This window comes from Maribacter sp. Asnod2-G09 (assembly GCF_045063795.1).
Lineage (GTDB): Bacteria > Bacteroidota > Bacteroidia > Flavobacteriales > Flavobacteriaceae > Maribacter.
In genome coordinates, this window is record NZ_JBEFOA010000005.1 from 1,838,980 (window position 1) to 1,852,311 (window position 13,332).

General features: G+C 34.8%; 12 protein-coding genes. 7 read left to right on the top strand and 5 right to left on the bottom strand.

What is annotated here, in order from left to right; all coding sequences use genetic code 11:
- Window positions 1–16 precede the first annotated feature (16 nt).
- Genes der through ACJJVT_RS19940 form a run of 3 tightly spaced genes read left to right on the top strand, consistent with a single transcriptional unit; the run spans window position 17 to window position 3,707 of the window.
- A complete protein-coding gene (gene der, locus ACJJVT_RS19930) occupies window positions 17–1,321 on the top strand; it encodes a ribosome biogenesis GTPase Der (RefSeq protein ID WP_405400992.1) in 1,305 nt (434 codons plus the stop codon).
- Window positions 1,322–1,359: 38 nt separating this feature from the next.
- Entirely contained in the window at window positions 1,360–2,865 is a 1,506-nt protein-coding gene (locus ACJJVT_RS19935; protein ID WP_405400993.1) for a hypothetical protein, read from the top strand.
- Window positions 2,838–3,707, top strand: a complete 870-nt coding sequence (locus ACJJVT_RS19940; RefSeq protein ID WP_405400994.1) for a hypothetical protein — start codon at window positions 2,838–2,840, stop codon at window positions 3,705–3,707. Before ACJJVT_RS19935 ends, ACJJVT_RS19940 begins: the two co-directional genes overlap by 28 nt.
- 624 nt (window positions 3,708–4,331) lie before the next feature.
- Here the strand turns inward: ACJJVT_RS19940 and ACJJVT_RS19945 are convergent.
- Genes ACJJVT_RS19945 through ACJJVT_RS19965 form a run of 5 tightly spaced genes read right to left on the bottom strand, consistent with a single transcriptional unit; the run spans window position 4,332 to window position 7,467 of the window.
- Window positions 4,332–5,126: a TPM domain-containing protein gene (locus tag ACJJVT_RS19945; protein ID WP_405400995.1), complete on the bottom strand. Its 795-nt coding sequence runs from the start codon at window positions 5,124–5,126 to the stop codon at window positions 4,332–4,334.
- Window positions 5,107–5,544, bottom strand: coding sequence for a TPM domain-containing protein (locus tag ACJJVT_RS19950; protein ID WP_405400997.1), 438 nt, complete (start codon window positions 5,542–5,544; stop codon window positions 5,107–5,109). The genes ACJJVT_RS19945 and ACJJVT_RS19950 overlap by 20 nt, the downstream gene beginning before the upstream one ends.
- A 6-nt stretch (window positions 5,545–5,550) precedes the next feature.
- On the bottom strand, window positions 5,551–6,150 hold the full coding sequence (locus ACJJVT_RS19955) for a LemA family protein (RefSeq protein ID WP_405400998.1): 600 nt from the start codon (window positions 6,148–6,150) through the stop codon (window positions 5,551–5,553).
- Between the two features lie 10 nt (window positions 6,151–6,160).
- On the bottom strand, window positions 6,161–6,490 hold the full coding sequence (locus ACJJVT_RS19960; protein WP_027066328.1) for a MerR family transcriptional regulator: 330 nt from the start codon (window positions 6,488–6,490) through the stop codon (window positions 6,161–6,163).
- Window positions 6,490–7,467: a M23 family metallopeptidase gene (locus ACJJVT_RS19965; protein WP_073240362.1), complete on the bottom strand. Its 978-nt coding sequence runs from the start codon at window positions 7,465–7,467 to the stop codon at window positions 6,490–6,492. Before ACJJVT_RS19965 ends, ACJJVT_RS19960 begins: the two co-directional genes overlap by 1 nt.
- A gap of 105 nt (window positions 7,468–7,572) precedes the next feature.
- Here ACJJVT_RS19965 and alaS point away from each other — a divergent pair, with 105 nt between their 5' ends.
- The 4 genes from alaS to ACJJVT_RS19985 all read left to right on the top strand — a co-directional run bounded on the left by alaS (window position 7,573) and on the right by ACJJVT_RS19985 (window position 13,248).
- On the top strand, window positions 7,573–10,188 hold the full coding sequence (gene alaS, locus ACJJVT_RS19970; protein WP_405400999.1) for an alanine--tRNA ligase: 2,616 nt from the start codon (window positions 7,573–7,575) through the stop codon (window positions 10,186–10,188).
- Between the two features lie 72 nt (window positions 10,189–10,260).
- On the top strand, window positions 10,261–11,304 hold the full coding sequence (locus ACJJVT_RS19975) for a hypothetical protein (RefSeq protein WP_299800769.1): 1,044 nt from the start codon (window positions 10,261–10,263) through the stop codon (window positions 11,302–11,304).
- 148 nt (window positions 11,305–11,452) lie between these two features.
- Entirely contained in the window at window positions 11,453–12,307 is an 855-nt protein-coding gene (locus ACJJVT_RS19980) for a tetratricopeptide repeat protein (protein ID WP_405401000.1), read from the top strand.
- Window positions 12,304–13,248 carry a GSCFA domain-containing protein gene (locus ACJJVT_RS19985; protein ID WP_405401001.1) on the top strand — a complete coding sequence of 315 codons (945 nt, stop codon included), beginning with the start codon at window positions 12,304–12,306 and terminating at the stop codon, window positions 13,246–13,248. Before ACJJVT_RS19980 ends, ACJJVT_RS19985 begins: the two co-directional genes overlap by 4 nt.
- Window positions 13,249–13,332 lie beyond the last annotated feature (84 nt).

Consider the following 13,332-nt stretch of genomic DNA (forward strand, 5'->3'; position numbering starts at 1 on the left):
GCACCAAATTTAAGCTATGGGTGCTATTGTTGCCATTGTAGGGAGACCTAATGTAGGAAAATCAACATTTTTTAATAGATTAATTCAAAGACGTGAGGCTATTGTTGATGCCGTTAGCGGTGTTACTCGTGATCGCCATTATGGTAAAAGTGATTGGAACGGAAAGGAGTTTTCAATTATTGACACCGGCGGATACGTTGTTGGTAGTGACGATGTTTTTGAAAAAGAAATTGATAGGCAAGTAGAACTAGCAATTGAAGAAGCAGATGCTATAATTTTTATGGTAGATGTAGAAACTGGTGTAACCGGTATGGATGAAGATGTAGCTAAATTATTAAGACGCGTTAAAAAACCAGTTTTTTTAGCGGTAAATAAAGTAGATAATGCCAAAAGAGCAGAAGATGCTGTTGAGTTTTATTCATTAGGTCTTGGTGAGTTTTATACCTTATCTAGTATTAATGGTGGTGGTACAGGTGAGTTGCTAGATGATTTGGTAGAGAAGTTGCCAGACGTAATTGAAGAGAAAAGTGACCTTCCAAGATTTGCCGTTGTTGGTAGACCTAACGCAGGTAAGTCATCTTTTATAAATGCACTTATTGGAGAGGATAGATATATTGTAACTGATATAGCGGGTACCACAAGAGATAGTATTGATACAAAGTATAATAGATTCGGATTTGAATTTAATCTGGTTGATACCGCTGGTATCCGTCGTAAGGCCAAGGTTAAGGAAGATTTAGAATTTTATTCAGTAATGCGGTCAGTAAGAGCAATTGAACATTGCGATGTTTGTATTTTACTTTTAGATGCTACAAGAGGTTTTGATGGTCAGGTAGAGAATATCTTCTGGTTAGCTCAGCGTAACCATAAGGGGATTGTTATTCTTGTTAATAAGTGGGATTTGGTTGATGACAAAGAGACCAATACGATAAAACACTATACTCAAAAAATTAAAAAAGCTATTGAGCCATTTACAGATGTGCCAATTCTTTTCGTCTCTGTACTTACTAAACAGCGTATTTTTAAAGCAATTGAAACCGCTGTTGAGGTATATAATAATCGTAACAAAAAGATTATTACCCGTAAGTTCAATGAAACGATGTTACCAATAATTGAAAATTATCCGCCACCGGCGTATAAAGGTAAATTCGTTAAGATCAAATTCTGTACGCAATTGCCGACTCCGTATCCGCAGTTTGCATTCTTCTGTAACTTGCCACAATATGTACGTGAGCCTTACAAGCGTTATCTTGAAAATAAGATACGTGAAGAATACGATTTCTCTGGTGTACCTATTACAGTGTTTATGAGAAAGAAGTAAGTTTTTTTGTATTTTTCTGTAGTTGAATTCAAAATTTGATGCAGAAAAATACAATTATATATTTATTATTTGCTTTTACTTTTTGGGGCTTCTCTCAAGAAGAAAAAGAACGTCTAACTACTGTTGATGGCTCTAATCAGCTCCTAGAAAATATATACCTCCATTTAAATAAGACTTCATTTGCTTCTGGTGAGCATGTGTGGTTTACTGCCTATATTCAAAATCAAAAAAGACTACTTCCTTCCGATATTACCGAAAATCTTTATGTGGGTATTTATGATGATTTTGGAAAGGAAATGTATAGAAAATTATTAAAGGTTGATAGCGGAATCGCATATGGTGATTTTGAAATTGACAGTGCCTTTGAAAAAGGGTCATATCATATAATTGCTTGGACCAATTATTTAAGGAATTTTGAAAAGTTAGAGCCTTTTCAACAGCAAATCGAAATTCTTGGCAATGCTACTGACAATGAAATTAAAGCTACGTCCAAAACTGAATTGAATGTTTACCCAGAAGGCGGAACTTTAGTAGACGGAGCATTTAATTATATAGGAATTCACTTAAAGAATAATTTTGGTGATCATAAGCCAATTATTAAATTATTAGATGATAATGGAGAGGTTTTGGTTTCTAGCATAAGTATTAGTGATGAAGGTTTTGGTAAAATTGGATTCTTTATAAAAGAAAATCAAAATTATTTTTTTGAAATTGAGAATTCGTACGGAGAGATATCTACCCTTCCTCTTAAAAAGTCTTTAGGTTTAATTGGGTTAAGTATCGATAATACAGGTAGTAATCAGTTATTAGCTAAACTTGTATTGTCAGAAGAATCGCTCTCAAAGAATAATAATAGAGCCTATTCTTTAGCTATTGTTCAAGAAGATTCTGTTTTTGTACAAGATTGGGTTGTAAATAAGAATCAACTTGTAGTGTCCATAGATAGAGAATCAATTCCGTATGGTGTTAACAAAGCTATCTTATTTGATGAGCTACAAAAACCAATAGCATATAGACTTTTTTACAATCATTCAAATAAGAGCAGTAGGGTTACAGAAATCAACGTAAGACATCAATTAAATACTTCTAGAGATTCACTAGAATTATGTTTTTCCGCGCTACGGGCTCAGTTTTTAGTATATGATTTGAGTGTTTCTGTTTTACCTTTAGATACCGAAGCATATAATCCTCAAAACACTTTAACGAGTTCTTTTTTGATTACGCCTTATGTAAATGGTCGGTCAAATTACAAATATCAGTTTTATGATTTTAATGGATTTCAGAATTATGACCTCGATGTTAAATTAATGATTGAAGGGTGGGGAAAATTTAACTGGGAAGATAGTTTGATAATCAATGATCATATTCAATTTGAATCAGAGAAAGGAATGTTAGTGAAAGGTAGAATACCTGATGCCGATTTAACCGAAGAAAATCAAGTGCTCTTAATAACTGATGTATCGAAAGCTATTAATTACGAGCAAAATTACGAAGTGATAAGACATTTGAAACCCATATGGCTTTATATGAGAATGATTCGTTAGCGGTAACTTTAATAGGAAAGAAAGGGGTTTTACGCAAACCTAAATTAGAAATACAGGTAGATACTACTTGGGTCGAAAATAAAATTGACGTTGGAAAATATTTAGATAGATTCAAACGAACTATCAATTCTTTAAATACATCTAGTGAAGAGGAGACTTTAAGTTTTAAGCAAAAAGATAGTGTTATTGTTTTAGATGAAGCAGTTGTTCAAGCTGACAAATGGAGAGATAATAGGCTTAAAATAAATTCAGCTGAAATAGAGGGTAGGGAAATTGGAGATTATGAAATAGAAAAATATCCAAATATTTCAAGCTACCTTCGAAAATTAGGATTTCTTATAGGTGGTGATGTAAATGGTAAAACCGTAGTAAAGTCTAAGTCAATAGATTTAAGAACAGGCTCAAATCTTATTGTTCCATTATATGTAGTTGGTATGGGCAGAGCTGAAGATTTTGCATTAAATATGCCACTTAATAGAGTGCAAACTGTTGTTCATGATGCGAGAAAAAATGGTTTCGTTACTATTGCTTTAAAAGATGATATATACGTATATCCTGAAAATCGGAATAAGTATATCAAGCAATTTATTCGTAATGGTTACGCAAAACCAGATGAGTATTTTAATCCTGGGTACGAAGATTATGAATCGCGAATATTTAAAAGGTTTGGGGCATTATATTGGAAACCTAATATCGTAGTTTCTGAAAATGAATCTGCTACTATTAAAGTGCCTTTAAAAAATCAAGATGGTGTAAAAGTTTTTGTAGAAGGTATATGTGAAGATGGTACTCTTATTTCTTTTGAAAAGAAAATTGATTTAAAATTAGAGGTAAATAACTAATATCTTTAATCAGTTTTTTTAGCCAACAAACCCACAGCGATAAACGTAATACTCCCCTCCTTGGAGGGGACAGAGGGGTGGGTACTGCGATGATGAAGATTTTAACAAACTCACAAACAAGAACCCACCCCTAGCCCCTCCCAAGAGGGGAGCAGATTCTGGTTTGAATTATTCATTTTAGGTAAAGCAGGTTAAGTGATACTTTTAGAAACATTGCTCCCAGTACTCAACAATCTCAAAATAAAAAACGCAAACCTCCCCTCCTGGGAGGGGATAAAGGGGTGGGTAATACCATGATGAAGATTGTAACAAACTCACAAACTAGAACCCACTCCTAACCTCTCCCAAGAGGGGAATAGTTTCTGACTTGAATTATATATTTTAGATAAAGCAGGTTAAGTGATACTTGTAGAAACATTAATCTCGGCATCCAACAAACTCACAACCAAAAACGCAAACCTCCCCTCTTGGGAGGGGATAAAGGGGTGGGTACTGGGATGATGAATATAGTAACAAACTCACAAACAAGAACCCGCCACTAACCCCTCCCTAGAGGGGAACAGATTCTAACTTGAATTAAATATTTTAGGTAAAAGAAATGAAATAACTTTTCTGGTAACAAAATTACCACCCTCCAGAAGCACCGCCGCCGCCAAAGCCGCCGCCGCCGAAACCTCCTCCGAATCCGCCACCGCCAAAGCTTCCGCCTCCACCGCTGCCGAACCCGCCACTAGAACCACTTGAGCGTCCCATGTTGCTTAGAATAATCATGTCCCACGGACTTAATCCGCCACGTCTTCTGCCGCCATTACCGTCGTTGTCATCATTTTTGCGACTCCAAAGAATGAAAAGGATTACAATAAAAATGATAAAAGGTAAAAGAGATGAGAATGGAGTGCCATCGTTATCACCAAATGTTCTATCTTCTTGAAATTCGCCGTTTAATACTTGAAAAATGACATCAGACCCTTTGTTTAGTCCGCCATAATAATCTCCAACTCTAAATTCGGGTAGAATAACATTTTCTATGATTCGTTTAGAAAGGGCGTCGGTTAGTGAGCCTTCAACACCGTAGCCAGTGCTAATAGCAACTTTACGGTCGTTTTCCGCAAGTATAATAAGTATGCCATTATCCTTTCCTTCTTGTCCGATTCCCCATTTCTGACCCCAGTTAGCGCCTAGGTAATTGATATTTTCTCCGTTAGTACTCGCTATGATAGTGACTACAATTTGTGTAGATGTGCTGTCGGAATAACGAACTAATTTTTGGCTTAAAGCTACTTTTTGTTGGTCGGTAAGAAGATTGGTGTAATCGTAAACACTAGTTTCTAATGCCGGTTTTTCGGGTATTTCAAACTGGCTCCATGACGGAGTGCACCAAAGAAAAAGAATTACAAGGCTAACCTTTAGATATCTCATTGCTTAATTCGTTGGTGTCATCTGATTGCCAAGGAAAATGACTTCTTAATTCTTCGCCAGCTTTTAAAACTCCGGCAACTAGACCGTCTTTAAAAGCTCCTTTTTCAAAATGTGTTTGAATGCTATTTCTAGTAGTTTGCCAAAAGTCTTTAGGTACCACATTGTCGATGCCTTTGTCACCACAGATGACAAATTTCTTGTCAGTTACGGCTACATATATCAAGACTCCGTTTTCTTGCTTGGTATTATCCATTTTCAATAAATGAAAAACCTCTTTAGCACGCTCGTAATGATCTTTACGGGTGTGCCCTTCAATATGTACCCTAATTTCGCCAGAAGTATTCTTTTCCGCTTTAAGAATAGCCTCTACTACCTCTTGCTCTTCTATTGCCGATAAAAATTCTTCTACTCTTGACATATGTTATTAATCAAAATCAAAATCTACGTCTGGTGCATTTTCTGAACCAGCATCTGCTTTGTAATAAGCAAGTTCGCCAAAGTTGAATATACCCGCTAAAATAGAATTCGGGAATTTTTTAATGTGTAGGTTGTAAGGCTCAACTGTAGCGTTGAATCTATCTCTTGCTACGTTTATTCTATTTTCTGTACCTTCTAATTGCGATTGTAGCTCTAGAAAGTTCTGATTAGATTTTAAATCAGGGTAGCGTTCTACAGTTACCAATAATTTACTTAATGCACCACTTAGTCCGCTTTGAGCTTGGTTGAATTGTGCTAGTTGCTCAGGTGTAATATTAGTAGGGTCAATGCTAACCGATGTTGCTTTTGCTCTTGCTTCGATAACATCTGTTAATGTGCCTCTTTCAAAATCGGCAGCACCTTGTACTGTTTTTACAAGATTACCTATTAAGTCGTTTCTACGTTGGTAGGCACTTTCTACATTTGCCCAAGTCTTTGTAGATGTTTCTTTTAATGCAACAGCAGTGTTGTTGAAACCAACGCCCCACTGGTATAGTCCGAATGCTATGACGGCAATGACGATTAATGCAATTAGTCCTTTTTTCATAATGGTTGTGTTATAACTGGTCTTTAATTTTATTTAGTTCTGCTTTAACGCGTTCTAATTTTTGAATAATATCAAAATTAGAAAGTGTTTTCTGCTTTTCTTCTTTTAAATGTGTTTTGGCACCATCGAGAGTAAAACCTCTTTCTTTTACCAAATGATATATTAATTGAAGATTTTTAATGTCTTGGGGAGTGAATTTTCTGTTTCCCTTCGCATTTTTTTTAGGTTGAAGCACGTCGAATTCTTTCTCCCAAAAACGAATTAGTGAAGCGTTTACGCCAAAGGCACGGGCGACCTCGCCAATACCATAATATCTTTTTTCAGGGAGTTCTATCTGCATTAATCCAGAGATTGGTTTTCTTGATTAGCGAATTTCAACATGTTTTCGAATTCTTCTGGCGATAAACTGCCATAGTAGAAATTCATAGGGTTGATTCTATCATTGTCTTTCCATACTTCATAATGAAGGTGTGGAGCTTCTGAGCGACCTGTGCTTCCTACGAAACCTATTAAATCGCCTCTTTTTACTTTTTGTCCTTTCTTAACATTGTATTGGCTTAAGTGAGCATATAGACTCAAATATCCATATCCATGTTCAATACGAATATGTTTTCCGTAGCCAGATGAGTTATTGTCAGCTCTAGTTATTTTACCATCACCTGCAGCATATATAGGGGTACCTTTTGGAGCGGTAAAATCCATACCATAATGCATTTTTCTAGCCTTTGTAAAAGGATCTGAACGCCAACCATAACCAGAAGCCATACGTTTTAGGTCTTCATTGTTGATAGGTTGAATGGCTGGTATCGACATTAATAATTTTTCTTTTTCCTCTGCTAGTTTGGTAATTTCATCCAATGATTTAGATTGAATGGCCATTTGCTTTTTAATGATATCTAGTCTCTTTGTAGTAGAAACGATCATTTCAGAATTATTAAAACCTTCTAATGATTTATATCGGTTTATACCACCAAAACCAGCTTTACGCTGCTCGTCAGGTATGGGGTTAGCTTCAAAATATAGACGGTAAATATTGTTGTCGCGGTCTTCGATATTGCCTAGAACCTCTTCAATTTGTTCCATTTTCTTGTTCAAAAGCTCGTACTGTAGTTCATAATTTTTGACTTCACGAGATAAAGAAAGTTCTCTTGGTGTATTGACTAAGTTGGTGTTAAGCAGTAGAATAAGTGCTAAAAAGCCAAAAAGGCATGACCCCAAAATAAAGAAGGCTATATTTCTATAACGTTTAGATTTTTCGGGTTCTATTTTACGGTACGACAGCGTGTCTGGGTCGTAATAGTATTTTACCTTAGACATGAATGTTATTTATCCTATTTTTGTTTTTTCAATTATTAGGGAACAAACAAATATAAAGATAGTTTTATATAAACCGTTAAAATTTGTAAAAGCTTAGCATTTTAGATGAATTCCAAAGATACAAGAACTCAATTTCTGAATTTTTTCAAAGGTAAAGAACACAAAATCGTGCCTTCTGCACCAATGGTCATTAAAGATGATCCGACCCTGCTTTTTACAAATGCGGGCATGAACCAGTTTAAAGAATACTTTTTAGGTATAAGTCAACCTAAAAGTTCTAGAGTGGTAGATACTCAAAAATGTTTACGTGTAAGCGGTAAGCATAACGATTTAGAAGAGGTTGGTAAAGATACCTATCACCATACCATGTTCGAGATGTTAGGTAATTGGAGTTTCGGCGATTATTTTAAAGAGGAAGCCATTACATGGGCATGGGAGCTGTTGACCGAGGTTCTTAAAATTGATAAAGATAGTTTATACGTATCTGTTTTTGAAGGAAGTAAAGATGCGGATCAATTAGAATTAGATAAAGAAGCTTTTGAGCTTTGGAAAAGTATTGTGCCTGAAGATAGAATTATCATGGGTAACAAGAAGGATAACTTTTGGGAAATGGGTGATCAAGGTCCGTGCGGACCATGTTCAGAGATTCATGTAGATATTCGTTCTAAGGAAGAAAAAGCAAAAGTTTCTGGAGCAAGTTTGGTAAATCAAGATCACCCGCAGGTGGTAGAAATTTGGAACCTTGTATTCATGCAATACAACCGTAAAGCAGATGGGTCGTTAGAAAGTTTACCGGCGAAGCATGTAGATACCGGTATGGGTTTTGAGCGTTTGTGTATGGTTTTACAGGGAGTTCAATCAAACTATGATACAGATATATTTACACCGTTAATTCGTGAAATAGAAACTATTACAGGTTCCGATTACGGTAAAAATGAGGAAATTGATATCGCTATTCGTGTTATTAGTGATCATATACGCGCCGTTTCGTTTTCAATTGCAGATGGTCAGTTGCCAAGTAATACCGGTGCAGGTTATGTAATAAGAAGAATATTGAGAAGAGCCGTGCGTTACGGATTCACATTTTTGAATACCAAAGAACCCTTTATGTTCCGTTTGGTAAATGTGTTGACAAACTCTTTAGGAGATGCATACCCAGAATTGAAAAATCAAAAGCAATTAATTGAAAACGTAATTAAAGAAGAAGAGCATTCTTTCTTGAAAACGTTAGATCAAGGATTGTTGTTATTGGATACGATTATAAAAAATACCGAAGGCAAAACAGTTGATGGTGGTAAAGCTTTTGAGTTGTATGATACTTTCGGCTTCCCTATAGATTTGACTGCTCTGATTCTTAGTGAAAAAGGATATCAATTAGATGAAGCGGGATTTGATGAAGCTATGCAGCAGCAAAAAAATCGTTCAAAATCGGCATCAGTAGTTTCAAAGGAAGATTGGGAAGTTTTACAGGATGATAACGAACAGGAGTTTGTTGGTTATGATATGCTAGATGTTGAAGTGAAAATCACCAAATACCGTAAAGTAGTTTCAAAAAAAGACGGTACTCAGTTTCAGTTGGTATTCAATCTAACTCCGTTCTACGCAGAAGGTGGTGGTCAAGTAGGGGATAAAGGATATTTAGAAGATACCCATGGCGATGTCGTATACATTACCGATACCAAAAAAGAGAATAATGAAACTATTCACTTCGCCAAGAACTTACCTAAGCATTTAGGTGAGAGTTTTAAAGCAGTAGTAGATAAAAAACAACGTAACAGAACAGAAGCGAACCACACGGCAACGCATTTGTTGCATCAGGCTTTAAGAGAGATTTTAGGAAATCACGTAGAACAAAAAGGTTCTGCAGTACATTCTAAACACTTACGATTCGATTTTTCTCATTTTTCTAAAATGACGTCAGAAGAATTACAGGAAGTAGAGAATTTTGTAAACGCACGTATAGACGGGCATTTACAACTTCAAGAAGAAAGAAATGTACCAATGAAAACTGCAATAGAAGATGGTGCCATGGCATTGTTCGGTGAAAAATATGGCGATTCGGTAAGAACAATACGTTTTGGTCAATCAATAGAATTATGTGGTGGTACACACGTAAAGAATACTGGCGATATCTGGCAATTTAAAATTAAGTCAGAAGGTGCCGTAGCTGCTGGTATTAGAAGAATTGAGGCAATTACAGGCGACGCAGTTAAAGATTTGCATGTAGATAATGATAAGTTATTGTCGAAAATAAAAGTTGTTCTTGGTAATACTCAGGATCCTGTAAAATCGGTTTCAAGTCTTCAAGAAGAAAATAGCAGTCTAAAAAAGCAAGTAGCCGAATTGTTAAAAGACAAAGCGAAGAACCTAAAAGGAGATCTACTATCAGAACTTAAAGAGGTAAACGGAGTACAATTTCTAGCAAAAAAGATAGATTTAGATGCTGCCGGTATAAAAGATTTAAGTTTTGAAATGGGTGCTAATAAAGATAATTTGTTTTTGCTGTTCGGTACAGAGCAAAACGGAAAAGCATTATTATCGTGTTATGTGTCTAAAGAATTAGTGGCTTCAAAGAATTTGAATGCGGGTACTATTGTTCGCGAACTTGGCAAGTATATACAAGGTGGCGGTGGTGGTCAGCCTTTCTTTGCAACTGCAGGAGGTAAGAATCCGGCAGGTATAGAAGAGGCATTGGCGAAGGCTGAAAGCTATTTGGGGTAAGTTCTAAAGAGACATAAAATACAATAATCATGGTTAAATGTGGTTTTATATCAACCAATTAAACATTTAATCATGAAGAATTATTTTTTATTATTACTGACGTTCATAAGTTTCTCAGGATTTTCACAAGTCTCTTTTGGTGCACGCCATGTAGGTAAGCCATCAGATTTAAAACCTAAAGCTTTAGAAGAATTTAAAGCATCAACAACCATTTTTGTCTTATCAGATGTTATTGACGCCGACGAATACGCTAAAATTTTAGAGGAAACTTGGACAGTGACCCCTTATAAAATAGTTCCTCAAAGTGAATATGATTTACAAGAGTATTATAACAAAAATTACTCTATAGCAGAGCTTGTAGGATTCAAGCGTTCTAAAACTACCAAAATGGGTAGTGTTGTGCATTCATTGCATACCTATATTAATATCGGATTGTATGATGCTGAAACCATAGATGAAAAGTTGTCTAAGGTAAAAGCGAAAAAAGAGAAGAAAAGAGAAGAAAAGATTAATGAAATCTTCAGAAATAATAAAAAGCCGATAGCTAAAATTTATCTTTTTCCAACATCAGATTTTGTAAATACTGCTCTTTCTGAAGAGAAGGAAGTTATTGTAGAAGAAATGTATACTGAAAACGTTTTCTTTAATTATTCAACAGGATTTCTGAAAAATTACTTTCAACAAACAAACGATCTTATAGACAAAGGTGAAACATATTGGATGTATGAGAAAGATCATGATTCTAAAAAGATTGCAGGTTTGACTACTTCTAAATTATATGTACCAAATTATATCACGCAAAGAACAAATGCTTTTACCGCAGAAATTTCTGATGGAGAGAATAAAGATGTAGAGAAGTTATTTAGCAAATACGATTATGATTATGAGTTTATTTCTACTGAAGATTTAGACAAAGCTATTGAAGAGAATAAAGAATTTTATTATTTACGATACGCTAGAGCAAATGCAGAACGGTTTTTACAGGTAGTGAATTCAAAAACAGGAGAAGTGGTTTATAGAGAATACATCACTGGATTAAGTTATAATTTAAAAGCTAAAAATTTAGGAGAACTAAGTGATGTAATAGCTAAATCTGCAAAGAAATTGGCGAAGTAGTATCATTTAAAATGATATTCTATACAGAAATTTAAGATGCTAAAATCTAAAATGGAATTTAGCATCTTAAATTATTAAAACTATCTTCAGAAAATATTATCCTAACTTTACTAGACTAAATTGAAGTTCCCAATGATTAGGTAGGTTTATGAAAAAATATATCATCTTGTTATTACTGTTTATCTGGAGTTGTAATCTTTCGAATAAAAATAAAGATGTTGTAAAAAGTACTCAAAATTTAGAGTCAGAAGTCTTAACTGGTATAGACTCAATGCATATTAGGGAGTATGTTGAAAAATCATTTCAAACTCCGTTGCATTCTCTAGAGCATCAGCAGTATTTAGATTCTGCACTTGCAATAGATCCGGCAAATGCTTGGCTTTGGCAGCAAAAAGCAATGCCGTTATATAAAGCTAGAAAGTATCAATTAGGTAGACCATTTTTAGAAAAGGCTGTTGAGTATGCCCCTGAAAAATATTTAGATTACAGTGGTTTTATGAGATGTATTTTCTCAAAAGACTACCTAAAATCTATAACTGAATTCATGAGAGCAAAAAAAGAATACGGTGATGGCTATGTAATGGACCATACCTATAATTTTTATATTGGGCTAGATTACCTTCAATTAAATAAATTCTCTAAAGCCAAAGAATTCTTGTTGCTTAGTAAAGAGCAGCAGTTTCAAGATTTTCCTAATGACACGCCGCAAGAAGCCTGTCACTATTTAGATTGGTATTATTTAGGTATTGCAGATTTTGAATTGGGTAAATATGAAGAGGCGATTACTTCTTTTGATATGTCTTTGAAAGTATATGAAAATTTTGCCGATGCACTTTATTTTAGAGGTAGAAGTATGACCAAATTAGGAAATGAAGAAGGTGCTGAATGGGAGAAAAAAGCTTTTGAATATGGAGATAATACTATAAATGAGGATAATGTTATTTATGAAATTTATCCATATCAAGTGTTTCATAAGTTAAACGAGAGTGTACGACCTAAATGAATCTCTTAACCAAAATACCATTATCGAAATCTGAAAATTCAATTGATTATTCAAGTCAGTTGTTACTTTTGGGTTCTTGTTTTTCAGAGAATATTGGGGCTAAACTAGAATACTTTAAATTCCAGGGATTACAGAATCCGTTAGGGATATTGTTTCATCCTCTGGCAATTGAAAAACTCATTCAAAAGTCAGTTTATCAAGAGGTGGTTACGGAAAAAGATGTGTTTCATGCCAATGAGCAATGGCATAGTTTCGATGCGCATTCTTGTCTAAGTAATCCATCCAAAGAAAAAATTATTGACGATTTAAATGAAGCAGTACAGAACACTACTGCGCAACTAAAAAAAGCAAGTCACATCATTGTCACTTTAGGTACTGCTTGGGTATATCGTAATAGTGCGAGTGAAAAAGTTGTTGCCAACTGTCATAAAGTGCCTCAGGTAAATTTCAATAAAGAGTTATTGAGTGTTGATGATGTTAAACAAAGTTTAGAACATACTATTGAAATGGTGCAATCGATAAACCCCGCTGTTCAATTTATATTCACCGTATCGCCCGTTCGGCATTTAAAAGACGGCTTCGTAGAAAATCAATTAAGCAAATCGCATTTAATTTCTGCTATTCATAAAGTTTTAGAGGATAATAAAATCTCATATTTTCCTAGTTATGAACTTATGATGGATGAGCTTCGAGATTATCGTTTTTATGCAAAAGATATGATTCACCCTAACGAAGTGGCAATAGATTATATATGGGAGAGATTTTGCGAAGTATGGATTGCTTCAAATGTTTATCCTACTATGAAAAAGATTGAAAAAATACAAAAAGGGATTCTTCATAAACCCTTCAATGATAAATCAGAACAACATCAGAAATTTCTTTTAAAACTAAATGTGTTGAAATCTGAAATTCATAAAGAATATCCAGACCTTGTTTTCTAGGCTAATTAAGAACTTTGTCGAATTTTTTTAGGCTTGGATATTAATACTATAGTTTTTTCAGTACTTTCCAGTTTTACGTCCAAT